Below are 16,052 nucleotides of genomic sequence, written 5' to 3' on the forward strand. Positions count from 1 at the left end.
CGGTTGAATCGCAGCCGTCTCGGAGTACTGGATCGCCCGGTCAAGCCGGGCGATGACAGCGGAGTTTGACGCGCGTTGCTTCAATCTCACTCACGCTGTACGCGTCCCCGAATGACCGCAAGGAAAGAACCTGCAATGACCACCGATCCCCTCGTCTCCACCGAATGGCTCGCCGCCCATATCAACGATGCCAACGTCAAAGTCCTCGACGCCAGCTTCAAGCTGCCGGGCGTGCTGCCGCTGCCGAAGGATGACTATCTCGCCGCGCATCTGCCTGGCGCCGTGTTCTTCGATGTCGATGCGGTGTCGGACCATTCCAACCCGCTGCCGCACATGTATCCGAGCGCCGAGCAGTTCGGCCGCGATGTCGGCAATCTCGGCATCTCCAACGCCGACACGGTCGTGCTCTACGATGCCGGCGGCTGGGTCGCCGCGCCCCGCGCATGGTGGATGTTCCTGGCCTTCGGCCACGGCAATGTCCGCATCCTCAATGGCGGCCTGAAGAAATGGCGCGCCGAGGGACGCGCTGTGGAGAGCGGCGACGTGAAGCCGAAGGCTGCGGCCTTCAAGGCGAGCTACGATCCGAAGCGCGTGCGCAGCATGCAGCAGCTGATTGCGAACGTGGAAAGCCGCGCCGAACAGGTGATCGACGCGCGCGCTGCCGACCGCTTCGAGGGCCGTGCGCCGGAGCCGCGCGCGGGCATCCGCTCCGGCCACATCCCCGGCGCGCGCAACGTGCCCTATAACCAGTTGTTCGACGCCGCGACCGGCGTGATGAAGCCGCTCGAGGATCTGCGCGCCGCCTTCACCGGTGCCGGCGTCAAGCTCGATGCGCCGATCGTCACGAGCTGCGGCTCCGGCGTCTCCGCCGGCGTGCTGACGCTTGCCCTCTATCGACTTGGGATCACCGACACTGCGCTCTATGACGGCTCGTGGTCGGAATGGGGCCAGGAGGGCGGGCCGGCCATCGCGACGGGACCGGCGTAAAGCGTCGCCAACTCAGCGCGTGCGCGTGGCCGTCGCGGCGAGCGTCTGCTGTTGCTGGCCGAACGGATCGAGCCCCTGGTTGACCTGCTGAGGCGGCGCGCGCCGCACGACGCGGTGGCGCTTCTTCGGCTTGTGCGCGCGCGGCTTGCTGTCGGGCGTAGCACTCTCGGCTTTGGCCTTCGGCGGCGCGAGATCGTTCAGCGCAGCCACCCTGGCCGCTGCAATGTCGCTCACGCGCGATGCCAGCGCTGGTGTCGCGGTGCGCGGCACGTCGGTGGCGTTCAAGACCGGAGTAGCCGTCGCCGGGGCGATGGCTGCAGTCATATCAGTCGGGGTGAGCGTGTCTGCGGGCGCGGGAGCCTGGATCATGGCAGGCTCGGCAGCCGGCACATCGGCGACGGGTGCAGTCGGCGCCGTCACCGGCGCGACGGCAGCGACCGTCGGTTCGGGCTTGTTTTCGGGCTTGGGCTCAGGCTGGGCCTTCAGCGTCACGGCGGCCATCTGCTCGGGCCCGGTCTCGACCGCGGGCAGGGCGATGGTCGGGATCTGTTCGGGCATGGCCGGCGCCGCCTCATTGGCCACAGGCGTGGCCGGCTCCACGCGCAACGCCGCGAGCACCGGCGGGGCGGGCTCAGGGCTTTGCGTGAACACCTGCTCCTGCGGGCCGTTCCGCCAGGACGGGTTGCTGACATACTGCTCGTGGCTCGCCCGCACGAGCGCGGCGGCACCTAGGCCGAACACCAGGACGGAGGTTGACAGCAGGATCGCGGCAAGCAGGAAACGAAAGCCGGGAAGCATTGACGGATTGCGAATTTCCGCCCCGGCGGCGTGGCCAGGGCCCATGAGCCATCTGAACGCGGTGACGGTACTGCTGCCGCGTTCGCCACGCGGGGGATTCAAGCTCAAATCAGCGGCGAATCAGGCTGATTCGACCATATCGCAACGTCCTTGCGCCGTTCCGCAAAAATTGGGGTGGAGTCTCCGGCAATCTACGGCGAAATGCGATTTCCATCCCCGTGATGCAACGGGGCAACTGTGTGCGATTGCATCACAAATCGCTCAATAGGGCACAAATCGGCCTGTTGCGTCTTGAATGTGCCGCTATCTTCGGTCATCTGGCCGTCAACGGCTCGGACGGGGCCCCGGGACTTACAAGAGCGATGATGATCAAACATTTTCTGACGATATGCGCTGCCGCAACAGTCGCTGCGGCGGGAGCCTCGTTTGCACAGGCCCAGAGCTATCCGGTTCAGCAGGTGCCGAGCTACGGCCCCCCGGCCGAATACCGGCCCGGCGACCGCACCCCGAATTTCGATGCGCTGGAAGATGACGACGATGCGGCGCCGCAGGCCGCGCTGCCGCCGCCGGGTCCGGCGGAAGATCCGCGCTATGGCCGTCCGCCCGGTGCTCCGCCGGTCTATTCTGCCGCCCCGCCGCAGGGCCCGGTGTTGTCGCCGGACGATCCGCGTTATGGCCGTCCGGCTGGTGCTCCGCCGGTCTATTCCGCCAATCCGCCCCAGGGTCCGGTGATGTCGCCCGATGATCCGCGCTACGGCCGGCCCGCCGGTCCGCCTCCGGTGATCTATGGCGATCGTTCGGGCCAGGCGCCCGGCAACGATGGCCTGCGTCCGCCGGAAGCCGTCGGCAGCCCGGCAGCAACTGGCGCGGTCCCGCAGCAGGGCGGCGGTGGCCGCCCGATGTCGGTGGCATTGCTGCCGCCCGAGGAGCAGCCTGACGCAGCTCCAGCGCAGCTGGCGCCGAATCTGCGTCGCCAGGAGGTCGCGTTCCAGACCAAGGAGCCGGCCGGCACCATCGTGGTCGATACCCCGAACACCTATCTCTACTACGTCCTCGGCAATGGCCGTGCGATCCGCTATGGCGTTCGCGTCGGCCGCGACGGCTTCACCTGGACCGGCGTGCAGAAGATCACCCGCAAGGCCGAGTGGCCGGATTGGCATCCGCCGGCGGAAATGATCGAGCGTCAGCCCTATCTGCCGCGCTTCATGGCCGGTGGCGAAGGCAATCCGCTCGGCGCCCGTGCGATGTATCTGGGCTCGACCGTCTATCGTATCCACGGCACCAACCAGCCCTCGACGATCGGCAAGTTCGTCTCCTCGGGCTGCATCGGCATGCTGAACGAGGACGTCACGGACCTGTTCGACCGCGCCAAGGTCGGCACCCGCGTCGTGGTCATGCAGGGCAATCCACCGCCGGGCGCGACAGCATCGGCCGCGCCAGCGCCCGGTCCGGCTCCGATGGCCGCCCAGGCCGGCCCCGTGCCGGGCACACAGCCGACGGTGGTGCCGCCGCTGCCCGCGCCGGTCACCGTGCGTTAAGCGCTTCGATCTGATCGAGATTGCGAAGGGCGTGTCGTCGGCACGCCCTTCATCATGTCAGGCGAGCTTGCGCGGCAGCTCGCCGCCCTTGGTGAAGGCGTCGATCGCCTCGACCATCTGGCCGTAATGGGTCCGCAGGCCGTCCTCGGTGGCGTAGCCGAGATGCGGCGTCAGCACGAGATTGTCGAGCCTGCGGAAGGGATGATCGACCGGCAGCGGCTCGACCGAGAAGACGTCGATGCCGGCGCCCGCGATCTTCTTCTGCTGCAACGCTTCCAGCAGGGCCTGCTCGTCCACGATCGGCCCGCGCGCGGTGTTGACGAGGAATGCCGTCGGCTTCATCCGCGCAAGATCTGAGCGGCTGACGAGGCCCCGCGAGCGATCGCTCAGCACCACATGGATGGTGACGATATCGGCCTTGGCGAACAGCTCCTCCTTGGTGGCGTAGCCGACGCCGACGGCCGCGCACTTCTCCGGCGTCAGGTTCGGGCTCCAGGCGATCACGTTCATGCCGAAGGCCTTGGCGATGCCGGCCATCCTGGTGCCGAGCTTGCCGAGGCCGACGATGCCGAGCGTGAGGCCCTCGATCTCGACGCCGGCAAAGGTCTGCCAAGGCTCTCCGGCATGCATGCGGGCATTCTCGCGGCCGATGCCGCGGGTCAGTTCCAGGATCAGGCCCATGGTCAGCGGCGCGGTCGGATCGCGTGAATATTGCGTGCCGCCGATTGCAACCCCGCGCGCCTTGCCGGCCTCCATGTCGATCGAGGCGTTGCGCATGCCCGACGTGAGCAGCAGCCTCAGCTTGGGCAGCTTGTCGAACAAGCTCTTGGGGAACGCGGTTCGCTCACGCATCGCGCAGATGATGTCGAAATCGGCCAGCGCGCTGGCCGCGGCTTGCTCGGAGGTGAAAGGATGGGTGAACACGGTGGTGTCGATACGGTCGGACAGTTTCGACCAGTCGGCGACATCGAGGGCGAGGTTGAAATAGTCGTCGAGAATTGCACAGCGCAGCCGCGTCATCAGCGTTCATCCAGGGCCAGAGTTGACGGCGAAGAGGATGGCGCGGGCGGGGGCGCCATCGTCGGAACCGGGCCATGGTTGCGCGCAATCAGCCTCGCGCGCAAGCAGTCGGGGTCTTCAAAAGTCCGACAGGGAACGGGCGGCTCAGCGGGGCTTCAACCGGATCGGCGCATCCATGCCATGCTTGGCGCGCCAGGCGGGGCCGGGGCCGCGCATGTAGTGCAGTTCGGGCCGGTAGGGATTGAAAGCCGTGGCGAAGAAACGCTTCCAGAAACCCTTGACCTCGGACACGAGCGCTGAGGTGCGGCCGGCTCCTGCCGGAACGGGGAGAGAATTGGTCTCGATCAGAGCCATGACGCTGTCTCGCTGTTCTCCCGTTCATTCTGAGCGGGTGGCGCTGTTGCCGCGCGAATCCGAGCTTTGGCCTGATTGATTAAAAGATGGTTTCAATTGTCCGGATTGGGGTCCGGATGGTGACCGCCCAGTATTCATCCGTGGTGAACGGAGGGAAAACATTGCCCTTTGGGGGCGGGATCGCTACATCGGCGGCTAAGCAAATCTCCTCAAATTGAAGGTTTCACGGGACCGATGGCGCGCCAGTTCGTCTACTTCATGGAAGGCCTGACCAAGAGCTACCCGACCCGAAAGGTGCTCGACAACATCCGCCTCAGCTTTTACCCGGACGCCAAGATCGGCGTTCTCGGCGTCAACGGCTCCGGTAAGTCGACCCTTCTCAGGATCATGGCGGGCCTCGACAAGGAATATACCGGCGAAGCCTGGGTCGCCGAGGGCGCCCGCGTCGGCTATCTCGAGCAGGAGCCGCAGCTCGATCCCTCGCTCAGCGTGCGCGAGAACGTCATGCGGGGCGTTGCCAAGCAGAAAGCGATTCTCGACCGTTACAACGAGCTCGCGGTCAACTATTCGGACGAGACCGCCGACGAGATGACCAAGCTGCAGGACGAGATCGAGGCCCAGGGCCTCTGGGATCTCGACAGCAAGGTCGACCAGGCCATGGACGCGCTGCGTTGCCCCCCTGATGATGCCGACGTGACGAAGCTTTCGGGCGGCGAACGCCGCCGTGTCGCGCTGTGCCGCCTTTTGCTCGACCAACCCGAGCTTCTGCTGCTGGACGAGCCGACCAACCATCTCGACGCCGAGTCGGTGTCGTGGCTTGAAGGGCACTTGCGCAACTATCCTGGCGCGATCCTGATCGTCACCCACGATCGCTACTTCCTCGACAACGTCACCGGCTGGATCCTCGAGCTCGATCGCGGCAAGGGCATTCCCTACGAGGGCAATTACTCGTCCTGGCTCGTGCAGAAGCAGAAGCGTCTGGAGCAGGAGGGACGCGAGGACGCCGCGCACCAGAAGACGATCGCGCGCGAGCAGGAATGGGTCGCCTCTTCGCCCAAGGCCCGCCAGGCCAAGTCGAAAGCGCGCTACCAGCGCTATGAGGAGCTGCTCAAGCAGGCGAGCGAGAAGCAGACCCAGACCGCGCAGATCATCATTCCCGTGGCAGAGCGGCTCGGCGCCAATGTGGTCGATTTCGACGGCATCAGCAAAGGCTTTGGCGACCGCCTGCTGATCGACAATCTCACCTTCAAGCTGCCGCCCGGCGGCATCGTCGGCGTGATCGGCGCCAACGGCGCCGGCAAGACCACGCTGTTCAGGATGATCACCAAGCAGGAACAGCCGGACAAGGGCACCATCACGGTCGGCGAGACCGTGCATCTCGGCTATGTCGACCAGTCGCGCGACGCGCTCGACGGCAAGAAGACCGTGTGGGAGGAGATCTCCGGCGGCAACGAGCTGATCCTGCTCGGCAAGAAGGAAGTGAACTCCCGCGGTTATTGCTCGTCGTTCAACTTCAAGGGGGCCGACCAGCAGAAGAAGGTTGGCGCGCTCTCGGGCGGTGAACGCAACCGCGTCCATCTCGCCAAGATGTTGAAGTCCGGCGCCAACGTTCTGCTGCTCGACGAACCGACCAACGACCTCGACGTCGACACGCTGCGCGCGCTCGAAGAGGCCTTGGAGGATTTTGCCGGCTGCGCCGTCATCATCAGCCACGATCGCTGGTTCCTCGACCGCATCGCGACCCACATCCTGGCCTTCGAGGGCGACAGCCACGTCGAATGGTTCGAGGGCAACTTCCAGGATTACGAAAAGGACAAGATGCGCCGGCTCGGCCAGGACAGCATCATCCCGCACCGCGTGAAATACAAGAAGCTGACGCGGTGATGGCGTGAGGATGCGGCAGGCGCTCATTGCTGCGGTGATCATGGTCACCTGCGGCTGGTCGCCCGTTCGCGCCGCCGATGCGGCCTTCACGCAGTTCATCGCCTCGCTCTGGCCGGAAGCACAAGAGGCGGGCGTTACGCGCAAGACGTTCGACGAGCAAACGCGCGGGCTCGAGCCCGATTACAAGCTGCCTGATCTGATCCTGCCTGGACGGCCCGCGACCGGCGCGCCGTCGCAGGCCGAATTCGTTCAGGTGCCGGCGGATTACGTCCGGGAAGCCTCGATTGCCAATCTTGCGGGCGAGGGGCAGCGGCTGCTGCAGAAATACAATGCCGCGCTGACGAAGATCGAGAAGAGCTCCGGCGTGCCGGCGACCGTGATGCTCGCGATCTGGGGCCGCGAGACCGATTACGGTCGCTATAAGCTGCCCTACGATCTCGTCCGCGTGCTGGCGACGCAGGCCTATGTGGGCCGGCGCAAGGACACCTATCGCAACGAGTTCATCCTCGCGCTGAAGATCCTTGGTGAGGGCGTGGTGACGCGCAAGGACATGACCTCTTCATGGGCCGGCGCCACCGGCCTCACGCAGTTCCTGCCCTCCGAATACTACAAGCACGGCGTCGATTTCGACGGCGATGGCCGCGTCGACATCTGGCACTCCGTGCCGGATGCGCTGGCCTCGGCCGCGCAACAGCTCGTCAACAAGGGCTGGCAGAGCGGCGTGCGCTGGGCCTATGAGGTGCAGGCGCCGGCCAAGGTCGATTGCACCATGGGCGTGCCTGAGGTGACCAAGCCGATCGGGCAGTGGCTGCGCGAGGGCTTTGTGCCGGTGCGTGGGCAGAAGCTCAGCGCCGCCGAGCAGGCACAGCCGGCTTCGCTGCTCCAGCCGGAGGGTATCTATGGTCCGGCATTCCTGACCACGAAAAACTACTTCGTCATCAAGGAATATAATTTCTCCGATCTCTATGTGCTGTTCGTGGGTCATCTCAGCGATCGCATGACGAGCCCGCTGCCGTTCGCGACGCCCTGGTCTGCGTCGAAGCAATTGCGTACGAGGGATGTCGAGGCGATGCAGCGCGGGTTGACGCGCGTCGGGCTCTACAAGGACAAGATTGACGGCAAGGCCGGCATGCAGACGCGCGCCGCGCTCGGCGCCTATCAGAAGTCCGCAGGGCTCAAGGTCGACTGCTGGCCGAGCGAAGCGGTGCTGCGCTCGATCCAGGCTGCGCGCTAAGCGCGATGAGATTTGGATGAATCGTCATCGCGCTTTGGATTGTTGTTTGCGCATGATCTTTCCGGAAAACCGCGTCGCACTTTTCCGGATCATGCTTTAGCAGGCCTTCCAAAGAAAAAAGCCCGGCCGATGGTTTCGGCCGGGCTTCGATCGCAGCGCCTGGTCAGCGCCGTGCGATCAGATTCAGTAGCAAACGCGAACCGGGCGAATGACCCAGCCGTAGCCGTCCCAATAGCGCTGACGCTGCCAGTAGCAGGGCGGCGGGGGCGGAGCGGGCTCGGCGACATAAACCGGGCCACCATAGGCCGGACGGCTCGACGCGATGGCGCCACCGATGATCGCGCCGCCGATCAGGCCGGCTGCGATGCCGGCGCCGACGCCGTCACCGGCCTTGGCGGGCGGGGTGGCCGTCACCAGCGAACCGGCGACCGTCGCAACCGTAAGGGCGGCAACAATAGTCTTTTTCATGCTCTTGGCTCTCCTGGGAGAAGGACGCGCCTCGTTAGGAGCGCCCGGGTTTTAAAGGCTCACGCACACTCTGATGGAATTGGCCTTGCAGCTAGGAAGCGCGCAAATGGTCAATCCACGGTAAACGCGCACGGAGCTGTGACGAGAAAAAGCGGTCTTTTTCGGGCCTCGAGATGAACAGCCCATCCGTAGTGAACCGGCCCGGCGGCAACGGCTCGGGTGATCAGGCTTCGTGCGCCTCAGCCACAGACTCGGACGCGACGGACGCGCCAGGCGTAGCCGTCCCAGAAGCGCTGCCTCTGCCAGACACAACCACCGCCGTAATAGTCGTCGGCGACATAGCCGGGACCCGGCGCGTAGTAGCGGGGCGGGTAGTAGCCGGGGCCGTAATAGCCCGGACCATAGGCGTAACCCGGGCCAGGCCCGTAATAATACGGTGAGGCCAAAGCGCCGCCGACAATGGCGCCGCCGATGATGCCGGCAGCGACGCCAGCCGCCACACCACGCTGTGCATGGGCCGGCGTTCCGGCGGTCAGGACCAGAGTGGCGGCCGCAGCGACGGCCATAAGTGTCTTCTTCATCGGAACGACCTTTCACGGGAACGCGTAGCACTGGCGGCAAAGTTCCATATTTCGCTTGAATGATCAATGAACGGCGTATTGGCCAGGTGCGACCAATTGGTGGATGCAGCGGCCATTTTTGCCCAGGAGACGACCATGAACGCCCTGACCAATGCCCTGATCGCCCTCGGAGCCGTCGGCGTGGTTGGATATGCCCTGATGACGCATCTTCAGAATCGAGCCCCGCGCCCGCGCGCCAGGGCAGGCGGCAACAGCGGAGGTGGCGACAGTTATTCGGATACGACCAATGACGGCTTCTCGCTGGGAAGCTGGTTCTCCAGCGACAGTTCGGCAAGCTCGACCGACAGCGGCAGTTGCTCCACCGGCGACAGCGGCAGCAGCGGCGGAGATTGCGGTGGCGGCGGCGATGGTGGGGGCGGGGGAAGCAGCGATTGAACCCCGATCCGGCATCATCTTGATCCAGCGCAACTCGCTATTTTAGAGCCGTTCTAGGCTCTATCCGGGCCAGTTTGGAATAGCTTGAAATACCGGTTTTTCCTTTTGCATCCGGCTGGCCGCTTAAATATCGATGATGGCGCATCACCGAAGGGCCTACCGCTTCCATGATCGTTTGTTCCTGTAACGTGCTGAGCGATGACGACATCCGCGCCGCCGTCGGCGAGTCCGACGATGCTGTGCGTCATGCCAAGCAAGTCTATGGATGTCTGGGATGCAGCGCCGAATGCGGTCGCTGCGCGCGGACCATCAAGACCATCATTGACGAAGTGCTCGGCCCCTGCGCACAGTCCTGCTGCGCCGGCTGTCCGCACAGCCACACCGTTGCCGCCAACGACGAGCCCGCTGCACTGGCTCAGTTCGCTCTCGCAGCCTGCTGACATCTTCCACACTCTGATCTGAGCTTTTCCCCGGCAGCGCCTTCCCGTAGCCGGTTGCTCTCGTGTTTGATCTCATTTAGAAGCGTTCTAAAATCGGACAGATCCGATTTGGACTGCAAGAGCGGGAGTGAACCATGCAGGGCGACGCAAAAGTCATCGACTATCTCAACAAGGCGCTGCGTCATGAGCTGACTGCAATCAACCAGTACTGGCTGCACTATCGCTTCCTCGATAATTGGGGCCTGCTGGACATGGCCAAGGTCTGGCGCAAGGAGTCCATCGAGGAGATGGAGCACGCCGACAAGCTCACCGCGCGCATTCTGTTCTTCGATGGCTTCCCGAACATGCAGGTGCTCGATCCCCTGCGCATCGGCCAGAACGTCAAGGAGATCATCGAGTGCGATCTCGCCGCGGAAATGAGCGCGCGCGCGCTCTATCAGGAAGCGGCGACCTACTGCCACGGAGTCAAGGACTACGTCACCCGCGACCTGTTCGAGAAGCTGATGAGCGATGAGGAGCACCACATCGACTTCCTCGAAACCCAGCTCGACCTGATCGGTCGTATTGGTCTTGAGCTCTACACCCAGAAGCACGTCGGCGGGCTCGAGGGCGAGGGGCACTAAACCTCGCTCTCTCCCTTCGTCATGGCCGGGTTTGACCCGGCCATCCACGTCTTGCAACGCGGAACGAAGAACGTGGATGCGAGGGACCAGCCCGGGCATGACGGTCCGTTTCAGCCGCCAGCACCCCGCTACAGCTGCGTCTTGTAGCGCTCTTCCACGATCTCCTGGCTCTCCGGCTCGCCGAGGCTGGTCTGGTCGTGGATGACCTGGCTGATGCTCGGCATCACCGAGCGCTGCACCTTCTCCGGCGACCACAGATTTGAGCGCATCAGCGCCTTTCCACAGTGAAAGTAGACTTCGCTGACGGCGACATTCAACACCGCGCGGGGCGGTTTGCCGAACTCAACCATCGACGCCAGCAGTTCCGGATCGGCGGAGAGCGTACCGCGGCCGCCGACCCGCAGCGTTTCGTCGATCCCGGGCACGAAGAACAACAGATGCACGAAGCCCGAGCCTTCGACGACGTTGCGAAAACTGTCGATGCGGTTGTTGCCGGCGCGATCGGGCATCAGCAATTGATTGGGGCCGGCGACACGGACGAAGCCAACACTGCCGCCGCGCGGCGAGGCATCGACACTGCCGTCAATGCCTGACGTTGCGAGCACGCAGAACGGCGACATCTCGATGAACTTCCTGGCATGCACGTCGATCGCGGGGCGTGCTTTCGCGATCACACGCGGTGTCGGCTTCGCATAGATGGTGGCGAGGTCGTCGGCGCAAAGGTCGGTCACGAAGGGCTCCCTGTCTGGAAGCGCGAAGGATATCACTCCCCGGCCTGACCGCTATCCCCTTTGCGGCGCCGCCATGGCCAGTCGATCACGCCAGAGCAGTACAGCGCCCACCAGATGATGACCGGCTGGAGCGCCAGCCGCGGCCCGTGATAAAGCCAGCTGCTTGGGATGGGCGGAAGGTCGATGCCTTCGATGGCGTGCCTGATGTTCGCCGGCCAGACGCAGAGCGCATAGAGCGCGAGTGCGACACCCGCCCACCGGCGCATCGGTTTCGTCACCAAGGCAATGGCGCCCGCGATTTCGCAGACGCCTGTGATGAGGATCACCTGCGTTGCAAACGGAACCCAGGACGGGGTGATCGCAAGCAACTTGTCCGGCACCCAGAGATGAGCGACGCCGGCAGCAAGGTAGAACGCCGCCAGCACGATGCGCATCGCAGCGCGTGTTCGATCGTTTGCGGAGGTCATCAACTGAACTACCACGCGCGGCACCGAAGCGCCATCGCGCGTCACACCGCGTCTGCCGGCACGAAACAGCTGATGATGATGGTGCCGCGGTGGTGGACGTACCAGACCACGGCGTGACCGACGGGATTACCCCGATCACGGATGATGGCGTGCTCGGGCACCTCCATCCATTGCCCCTCGATCGGCACCCAGTAGGTGCCTCTGCGCACGTCGTAGTCGGTGCGGTGGCCATCGGAGATGTCGCAGCAGGGAACGCCGTTCGGCGCGATCACGCTCTTGAACCAGGCACGGATGTCAGGGGGAACGCTGTCGTATTGACCGTTGTCGAACGCGAGCGCGGCGCCCGTCATCACGGCGAGCCAAACGCACAGCGCAAGCTTGTGCATGCAGATCCTCCTCGCGTGTCGATTCGTGTCGTTGACGCGATTAAGCCCGAGCGATCGGCTGATTGCATGCTCAAATAATATGCGGCACTGATGCGCCGCATATGATGCGTTGCGATATCGATCAGGATCCGACGATGCCTACATCGTGCGCTGCGGTGCGGTTTGCAGCAATTGCCGGACCTGCTCCGTGTAGAATTTTGCGTTGCCTGTCGTGCCGTGACCGCGCGTCTCGGTGCTCGCGGGGATGAGGTACAGCTTGCCGTTCTTGACCCGCTTCATCGCGGCATCCGTGACCCCGGTCTCGGGCGGGTTGCGCTCGTCGTCGGCGGAATTGATCAGCAGCAGCGACGCCTCGATTGCCTCCAGCTTGTCGGCGGCATTGTAGTCATGCGAGGACTCCCACTGGTAGACGTAGTCGTTGGCGTCGGCCGTGATCGGCGTCGCCAGACGTTCGTCGACGATCTTGTCGGCCTTCGCTGCGGTCGGCGCCTGTTGTTGATAGGCGAGCGTTCCGCCGATGCTGGCGATGCCATAGGCGGTGATCGCGTATTTCATCATGCGCGGCTGGCTGGTGTAATTGCCGCCGTTGTAATCGGGATCATTGCGGATGGTGTCGAGCATGATCCGCCGCATCATCCAGTTGCGCGACGCCATCTCGGTCGGCTGCGAGGCCATCGGCACCAGCGCGTCCATGTCCTTGGGATATTTCTCGCCCCACAGCCAGGTCTGCATGCCGCCCATCGAATTGCCGATGACCAGCCGCAGATGCTTGACGCCGAGGCCTTCGGTGACGAGGCGATGCTGTGCCTCGACCATGTCGTCGTAATTGTATTTCGGGAAGCTCGTCTTCATGCCGTCAGACGGCTTTGAGGATTTGCCGTGGCCGACCGCATCTGGGAGGATGATGTAATATTTGGACGCGTCGAGCGGCTGTCCGGCACCGAACAGCTCGCCAGCAAAGGCGGGTGACAGCATGCCCGCGCCCGAACCGCCGGTGCCGTGCAGCACCAGCACCGGCTGTCCGGTCGGTTCGCCGACCGTGGTGTAATGCAGCTTTAGTTCCGGGATGACCTCGCCAGTGTGGAACTTGAAATCCCTGGCAACCCAATCACCCTGTTTTGGCGCCGGATAGTCAGCGGCAAAAGCAGCTGTCGAAATTGACAGCAGGACGGCCGATAGCGCTGTGCAACAAGCTTTCATATTCCTCTCCCCGAGCGGCTCATATCCGGCGGCCGCGTTGGCGGGGACCTTAGCAGAAGCGTCCGGGAGGATGTAGGATTTCGGCTCAGCCGATCGTCTTATGGGGAAATCATCGGGAGAGCTGCATGTGCCGCAATATCAAGACGCTGTTCAATTTCGAGCCGCCGGCGACGGAGGACGAGATCCATGCCAGCGCACTCCAGTTCGTGCGAAAACTCTCCGGCTTCAACAAGCCCTCACAGGCCAACGAGGCGGCCTTCGATCGCGCGGTGGCCGAAGTCTCGGAAGCGGCACGAAAACTGCTGACCTCCCTGCACACGCACGCACCGGCGCGCGACCGCGATGTCGAGGCGGAGAAGGCGAAGGAGCGTTCGCGGCTGCGCTTCGGCTAAAGGTTCGATGAACCGCCACCGTGATCTGGCTCACGGAAGCGGCGGGTGTCATGCGCGATGATGTCTGCCGGGGTTTTGACAACCCGGAGCAGCAACCATGAGCCGCCCCCTTCTTCCGCTGAAAGCAGGTGCCATCATCTTCACGCTGTTGTGGACCGCGTGGATGATGTGGTGGAGCGGCTCGTTCTCGAGCGCGAACATCGTGATTCTGGCCGTTTGCGGCGCAGGGGTCGGTTATCTCTGGTACCGCGCCATGCGCTGGCAGTTCGAGCGCATGGGCATGGTGCCGCGGCGTGAGGACCAGGCGAAGTAGGAGCGCCGGCTAGTCCTTGTGGCCGTGCTTCTTCTTTTTCTTCTTTTTCCTGTGCTCGTCGTCGCCGTCGTCGCTCTCGGCGTTGTCGTCGTTCGCGGCCGCGATCTCAGCCTCACGAACGGCGGCTTCAAGGGCGGCGCGCTCGGCGGCCTCCTGCTCTCGCTGGCGGCGGCGTTCATCCCAGGCGTCGAACAGCCGCTCCAGCCACGGCAGCACCTGCTCGATTGACGGCAATTGGCCAGGCGGACCCGGCTCGCCACGCGGGCCTTGAGGACCGGCGGGACCCTGCGGACCAACTGCACCCCGCGGACCGGCTTCGCCCGGCTTTCCTGCCAGACCAGGCTTGCCCTGCGGTCCCGCTTTTCCGGCCGGCCCCGGCTTGCCCTGCGGGCCGGGCTTGCCGCGGCTACCGTCGGGACCCCGCTTGCCCGGATGACCCTGCGGCCCCGGCCGTCCCGGCTCACCCTGTCGTCCGCGCGGACCCGGAGGTCCCTGCCGTCCCTGTTCGTCTGCCACGCCGCTACTCCTTCTTGGCAAGCCTGCTACTTAGCGGCGTTTGACGACAGCGGCAATTCCGCTGCGGGTCTCGGCGGGCTTGATCAACATCAATCGGCGGCGCGGGGTGCCGTGTCACTGATCACGCGCGGCCACAACCCGTGCGAGGAGCGACCGATGCGCCCAGCCTGGAAGATATTGTGCCTCTCCGTGGTCGTGCTTGCGGCGACGCTCGGTCTTGCCCACCTGCTAGTGCCCGACGTCGTGCCGGTCGGTTACGCCGAGGATCCGCAGCCGTCTTGGTCAATACTGACGGCCTTCGCGTTGCGCGCAATCGCGTTGACCGCGGCCTGGGTCGCGATCATCACGTTCTCGGTGCTCGTCGGCACCAAGCTGTATCGCACGTTCTTCCGCGCGGCCCAGCGCGCGGAGTGACCGGGCCATCGCGCGCTAGTCGTGATAGGCCGGTATCGCGATGCCGGACGCGGCATAGATTCGGATCTTGTTGCGCAGCGTGCGCACCGACAGTCCGAGCACGCGCGAGGCACGGGTGCGATTGCCGTCACAGCGCGCGAGCGTCTGCAGCACGAGCTCGCGCTCGACTTCCCCGACGGTCGCACCGATCAGCAGTGGAACGATTTCATTGGGTGCAAGGAATTGCGCGGCCTGCTCGGACGCGGCGACATGAACAGTGGTCATCAACACACTCCCCGATCAACGCCCGCTTCCCTCGTTGGAAGCGGATCGAGAACAAACGACCCCCAAGCCGTAGATTCTAAGCCGTGGATCCACGGTGGGCGGGTTTGGTTAATGAAAAGTTAATTGCGCGCCATCGCACGAGATGACCTTGGGAATGCCGCACCGCTGCCGCGATTGGCACTGGACGCATAGCGATGCGGACCCATTTCGGTCACGTTGTCCGATATCCGCCGTCCACCACCACGATCGTTCCCGTGACGTAAGACGACATGTCCGAAGCGAGGAAGATCGCGGGGCCGACGATGTCCTCGGGCTTGCCGGTGCGCGCGAGCGGCGTGTGGTCGACGAAGGCCTGCACCAGCGCCGGATTGGTGGCGCGCACCTTGGCGTTGATGTTGGTCTCGATGAAGCCCGGGCCGATCGCGTTGACGCGCACGCCTTCCTTGCCGAGCTCGACCGCGAGCGCCTTGGTGAAGCCGAGCACCCCGTGCTTCGAGGTCGTGTAGGCGGCCGAACTCGGCGTGCGCAGATGCACGAAGGACTGGATCGAGCCGATATTGACGATGCGGCCTTTGCTCGCGCGCAGCGGCGCGAGGAAGGCCTGGGTCATGTTGAAGACGCCGTTGAGGTTGAGCGAGATGATGTCGTTCCAGTCTTTCGCCACCGCCTCGGTCTCGGCGGTGAAGGCGTTGCGGCGCGTGATGCCGGCATTGTTGACGAGGATCGAGACCTGCCCGACCTTGTCGGCGACCTGCCTGGCGAGCGCGAAGCAGTCGTCGCGCCTGGTCACGTCGAGCGCAAAGCTCTCGGCCTTGCCGCCGGCGTTGCGGATCTCCTGCGCGGCCTCCGCGACCGTGTCGGCGTTGACGTCGAGCAGCACGACTTGCGCGCCCTCGCGGGCGTAGCCGGCTGCGATGGCCCGCCCGATGCCGGATCCTGCGCCCGTGACGACGGCGATGTGGTTTGCGAGCAATGCCATGGCAATTTCCTTCCGGATTCGTTTCTAA

22 protein-coding genes are annotated in these 16,052 nt (G+C 64.4%); 10 read left to right on the forward strand and 12 right to left on the reverse strand.

Features of this window, described 5'->3' with window-relative positions; translation table 11 throughout:
- Positions 1-135 precede the first annotated feature (135 nt).
- Positions 136-987 (forward strand): 3-mercaptopyruvate sulfurtransferase, encoded by an 852-nt coding sequence (gene sseA, locus JQ621_RS11715; protein WP_212234812.1) that lies wholly within the window; start codon positions 136-138, stop codon positions 985-987.
- Between the two features lie 12 nt (positions 988-999).
- On the opposite strand, the gene JQ621_RS11720 is transcribed toward sseA, so the two are convergent.
- Entirely contained in the window at positions 1,000-1,830 is an 831-nt protein-coding gene (locus JQ621_RS11720) for a hypothetical protein (RefSeq protein WP_212234813.1), read from the reverse strand.
- Positions 1,831-2,150: 320 nt separating this feature from the next.
- Between JQ621_RS11720 and JQ621_RS11725 the strand changes: the two genes are divergently transcribed.
- Positions 2,151-3,323, forward strand: coding sequence for a L,D-transpeptidase (locus tag JQ621_RS11725; protein WP_212234814.1), 1,173 nt, complete (start codon positions 2,151-2,153; stop codon positions 3,321-3,323).
- A 57-nt stretch (positions 3,324-3,380) separates the two neighbouring features.
- On the opposite strand, the gene JQ621_RS11730 is transcribed toward JQ621_RS11725, so the two are convergent.
- The gene (locus tag JQ621_RS11730) at positions 3,381-4,343 is read right to left on the reverse strand and encodes a D-2-hydroxyacid dehydrogenase family protein (RefSeq protein WP_212234815.1); all 963 of its coding nucleotides are present in this window, start codon (positions 4,341-4,343) and stop codon (positions 3,381-3,383) included.
- 144 nt (positions 4,344-4,487) lie between these two features.
- The gene (locus JQ621_RS11735) at positions 4,488-4,697 is read right to left on the reverse strand and encodes a hypothetical protein (protein ID WP_212234816.1); all 210 of its coding nucleotides are present in this window, start codon (positions 4,695-4,697) and stop codon (positions 4,488-4,490) included.
- 234 nt (positions 4,698-4,931) lie between these two features.
- On the opposite strand from JQ621_RS11735, the gene ettA reads away from it, so the two are divergent.
- Positions 4,932-6,581 carry an energy-dependent translational throttle protein EttA gene (ettA, locus tag JQ621_RS11740; protein ID WP_212234817.1) on the forward strand — a complete coding sequence of 550 codons (1,650 nt, stop codon included), beginning with the start codon at positions 4,932-4,934 and terminating at the stop codon, positions 6,579-6,581.
- Positions 6,582-6,591: 10 nt separating this feature from the next.
- Entirely contained in the window at positions 6,592-7,815 is a 1,224-nt protein-coding gene (locus JQ621_RS11745; protein WP_212234818.1) for a lytic murein transglycosylase, read from the forward strand.
- A 183-nt stretch (positions 7,816-7,998) separates the two neighbouring features.
- On the opposite strand, the gene JQ621_RS11750 is transcribed toward JQ621_RS11745, so the two are convergent.
- Together JQ621_RS11750 and JQ621_RS11755 are read right to left on the reverse strand one after the other, a co-directional pair.
- A complete protein-coding gene (locus JQ621_RS11750; protein WP_212234819.1) occupies positions 7,999-8,283 on the reverse strand; it encodes a hypothetical protein in 285 nt (94 codons plus the stop codon).
- A gap of 239 nt (positions 8,284-8,522) precedes the next feature.
- Positions 8,523-8,864: a hypothetical protein gene (locus JQ621_RS11755; RefSeq protein WP_212234820.1), complete on the reverse strand. Its 342-nt coding sequence runs from the start codon at positions 8,862-8,864 to the stop codon at positions 8,523-8,525.
- A 135-nt stretch (positions 8,865-8,999) separates the two neighbouring features.
- Between JQ621_RS11755 and JQ621_RS11760 the strand changes: the two genes are divergently transcribed.
- From JQ621_RS11760 to bfr, 3 genes are all read left to right on the forward strand, one after another.
- The gene (locus tag JQ621_RS11760; protein WP_212234821.1) at positions 9,000-9,299 is read left to right on the forward strand and encodes a hypothetical protein; all 300 of its coding nucleotides are present in this window, start codon (positions 9,000-9,002) and stop codon (positions 9,297-9,299) included.
- 167 nt (positions 9,300-9,466) lie between these two features.
- On the forward strand, positions 9,467-9,739 hold the full coding sequence (locus tag JQ621_RS11765) for a (2Fe-2S)-binding protein (RefSeq protein WP_212234822.1): 273 nt from the start codon (positions 9,467-9,469) through the stop codon (positions 9,737-9,739).
- A gap of 134 nt (positions 9,740-9,873) precedes the next feature.
- Positions 9,874-10,362 carry a bacterioferritin gene (gene bfr, locus JQ621_RS11770; RefSeq protein ID WP_011089420.1) on the forward strand — a complete coding sequence of 163 codons (489 nt, stop codon included), beginning with the start codon at positions 9,874-9,876 and terminating at the stop codon, positions 10,360-10,362.
- Between the two features lie 128 nt (positions 10,363-10,490).
- Here bfr and JQ621_RS11775 read toward each other — a convergent pair whose 3' ends face one another.
- From JQ621_RS11775 to JQ621_RS11790, 4 genes are all read right to left on the reverse strand, one after another.
- On the reverse strand, positions 10,491-11,093 hold the full coding sequence (locus JQ621_RS11775) for an MSMEG_1061 family FMN-dependent PPOX-type flavoprotein (RefSeq protein WP_212234823.1): 603 nt from the start codon (positions 11,091-11,093) through the stop codon (positions 10,491-10,493).
- Between the two features lie 32 nt (positions 11,094-11,125).
- Positions 11,126-11,527 carry a DoxX family protein gene (locus JQ621_RS11780; RefSeq protein ID WP_409334220.1) on the reverse strand — a complete coding sequence of 134 codons (402 nt, stop codon included), beginning with the start codon at positions 11,525-11,527 and terminating at the stop codon, positions 11,126-11,128.
- 74 nt (positions 11,528-11,601) lie between these two features.
- A complete protein-coding gene (locus tag JQ621_RS11785; RefSeq protein ID WP_212234824.1) occupies positions 11,602-11,946 on the reverse strand; it encodes a hypothetical protein in 345 nt (114 codons plus the stop codon).
- 138 nt (positions 11,947-12,084) lie between these two features.
- On the reverse strand, positions 12,085-13,146 hold the full coding sequence (locus tag JQ621_RS11790) for an alpha/beta fold hydrolase (protein WP_212234825.1): 1,062 nt from the start codon (positions 13,144-13,146) through the stop codon (positions 12,085-12,087).
- Positions 13,147-13,271: 125 nt separating this feature from the next.
- On the opposite strand from JQ621_RS11790, the gene JQ621_RS11795 reads away from it, so the two are divergent.
- Both JQ621_RS11795 and JQ621_RS11800 read left to right on the forward strand, forming a co-directional pair.
- Positions 13,272-13,538, forward strand: coding sequence for a DUF2277 domain-containing protein (locus JQ621_RS11795; protein WP_212234826.1), 267 nt, complete (start codon positions 13,272-13,274; stop codon positions 13,536-13,538).
- Between the two features lie 97 nt (positions 13,539-13,635).
- Positions 13,636-13,851, forward strand: coding sequence for a hypothetical protein (locus JQ621_RS11800; protein WP_212234827.1), 216 nt, complete (start codon positions 13,636-13,638; stop codon positions 13,849-13,851).
- 9 nt (positions 13,852-13,860) lie between these two features.
- On the opposite strand, the gene JQ621_RS11805 is transcribed toward JQ621_RS11800, so the two are convergent.
- Positions 13,861-14,367, reverse strand: coding sequence for a collagen-like protein (locus JQ621_RS11805; RefSeq protein WP_212234828.1), 507 nt, complete (start codon positions 14,365-14,367; stop codon positions 13,861-13,863).
- 156 nt (positions 14,368-14,523) lie between these two features.
- Here JQ621_RS11805 and JQ621_RS11810 point away from each other — a divergent pair, with 156 nt between their 5' ends.
- Positions 14,524-14,781 (forward strand): hypothetical protein, encoded by a 258-nt coding sequence (locus JQ621_RS11810; RefSeq protein ID WP_212234829.1) that lies wholly within the window; start codon positions 14,524-14,526, stop codon positions 14,779-14,781.
- Between the two features lie 15 nt (positions 14,782-14,796).
- Here JQ621_RS11810 and JQ621_RS11815 read toward each other — a convergent pair whose 3' ends face one another.
- Together JQ621_RS11815 and JQ621_RS11820 are read right to left on the reverse strand one after the other, a co-directional pair.
- Positions 14,797-15,045, reverse strand: coding sequence for a helix-turn-helix domain-containing protein (locus JQ621_RS11815; RefSeq protein ID WP_212234830.1), 249 nt, complete (start codon positions 15,043-15,045; stop codon positions 14,797-14,799).
- 211 nt (positions 15,046-15,256) lie between these two features.
- Complete coding sequence (locus JQ621_RS11820) at positions 15,257-16,024, reverse strand: SDR family NAD(P)-dependent oxidoreductase (RefSeq protein ID WP_212234831.1); 768 nt, start codon at positions 16,022-16,024, stop codon at positions 15,257-15,259.
- Positions 16,025-16,052 lie beyond the last annotated feature (28 nt).

The sequence above is a fragment of the Bradyrhizobium manausense genome (assembly GCF_018129685.1).
Classification (GTDB): domain Bacteria; phylum Pseudomonadota; class Alphaproteobacteria; order Rhizobiales; family Xanthobacteraceae; genus Bradyrhizobium; species Bradyrhizobium manausense_D.

What these genes read in the sequence shown, in the direction of transcription:
- JQ621_RS11800 (WP_212234827.1), top strand. Translation starts at nt 13,636, where the DNA reads ATGAGCCGCCCCCTTCTTCCGCTGAAAGCAGGTGCCATCATCTTCACG.
- JQ621_RS11810 (WP_212234829.1), top strand. Translation starts at nt 14,524, where the DNA reads ATGCGCCCAGCCTGGAAGATATTGTGCCTCTCCGTGGTCGTGCTTGCG.
- JQ621_RS11780 (WP_409334220.1), bottom strand. Translation starts at nt 11,527, where the DNA reads ATGCGCATCGTGCTGGCGGCGTTCTACCTTGCTGCCGGCGTCGCTCAT.
- JQ621_RS11790 (WP_212234825.1), bottom strand. Translation starts at nt 13,146, where the DNA reads ATGAAAGCTTGTTGCACAGCGCTATCGGCCGTCCTGCTGTCAATTTCG.
- JQ621_RS11765 (WP_212234822.1), top strand. Translation starts at nt 9,467, where the DNA reads ATGATCGTTTGTTCCTGTAACGTGCTGAGCGATGACGACATCCGCGCC.
- JQ621_RS11755 (WP_212234820.1), bottom strand. Translation starts at nt 8,864, where the DNA reads ATGAAGAAGACACTTATGGCCGTCGCTGCGGCCGCCACTCTGGTCCTG.
- JQ621_RS11745 (WP_212234818.1), top strand. Translation starts at nt 6,592, where the DNA reads ATGCGGCAGGCGCTCATTGCTGCGGTGATCATGGTCACCTGCGGCTGG.
- JQ621_RS11760 (WP_212234821.1), top strand. Translation starts at nt 9,000, where the DNA reads ATGAACGCCCTGACCAATGCCCTGATCGCCCTCGGAGCCGTCGGCGTG.
- JQ621_RS11750 (WP_212234819.1), bottom strand. Translation starts at nt 8,283, where the DNA reads ATGAAAAAGACTATTGTTGCCGCCCTTACGGTTGCGACGGTCGCCGGT.
- JQ621_RS11820 (WP_212234831.1), bottom strand. Translation starts at nt 16,024, where the DNA reads ATGGCATTGCTCGCAAACCACATCGCCGTCGTCACGGGCGCAGGATCC.
- JQ621_RS11815 (WP_212234830.1), bottom strand. Translation starts at nt 15,045, where the DNA reads ATGACCACTGTTCATGTCGCCGCGTCCGAGCAGGCCGCGCAATTCCTT.
- ettA (WP_212234817.1), top strand. Translation starts at nt 4,932, where the DNA reads ATGGCGCGCCAGTTCGTCTACTTCATGGAAGGCCTGACCAAGAGCTAC.
- JQ621_RS11725 (WP_212234814.1), top strand. Translation starts at nt 2,151, where the DNA reads ATGATCAAACATTTTCTGACGATATGCGCTGCCGCAACAGTCGCTGCG.
- bfr (WP_011089420.1), top strand. Translation starts at nt 9,874, where the DNA reads ATGCAGGGCGACGCAAAAGTCATCGACTATCTCAACAAGGCGCTGCGT.
- JQ621_RS11720 (WP_212234813.1), bottom strand. Translation starts at nt 1,830, where the DNA reads ATGGGCCCTGGCCACGCCGCCGGGGCGGAAATTCGCAATCCGTCAATG.
- JQ621_RS11795 (WP_212234826.1), top strand. Translation starts at nt 13,272, where the DNA reads ATGTGCCGCAATATCAAGACGCTGTTCAATTTCGAGCCGCCGGCGACG.
- JQ621_RS11785 (WP_212234824.1), bottom strand. Translation starts at nt 11,946, where the DNA reads ATGCACAAGCTTGCGCTGTGCGTTTGGCTCGCCGTGATGACGGGCGCC.
- JQ621_RS11730 (WP_212234815.1), bottom strand. Translation starts at nt 4,343, where the DNA reads ATGACGCGGCTGCGCTGTGCAATTCTCGACGACTATTTCAACCTCGCC.
- JQ621_RS11735 (WP_212234816.1), bottom strand. Translation starts at nt 4,697, where the DNA reads ATGGCTCTGATCGAGACCAATTCTCTCCCCGTTCCGGCAGGAGCCGGC.
- sseA (WP_212234812.1), top strand. Translation starts at nt 136, where the DNA reads ATGACCACCGATCCCCTCGTCTCCACCGAATGGCTCGCCGCCCATATC.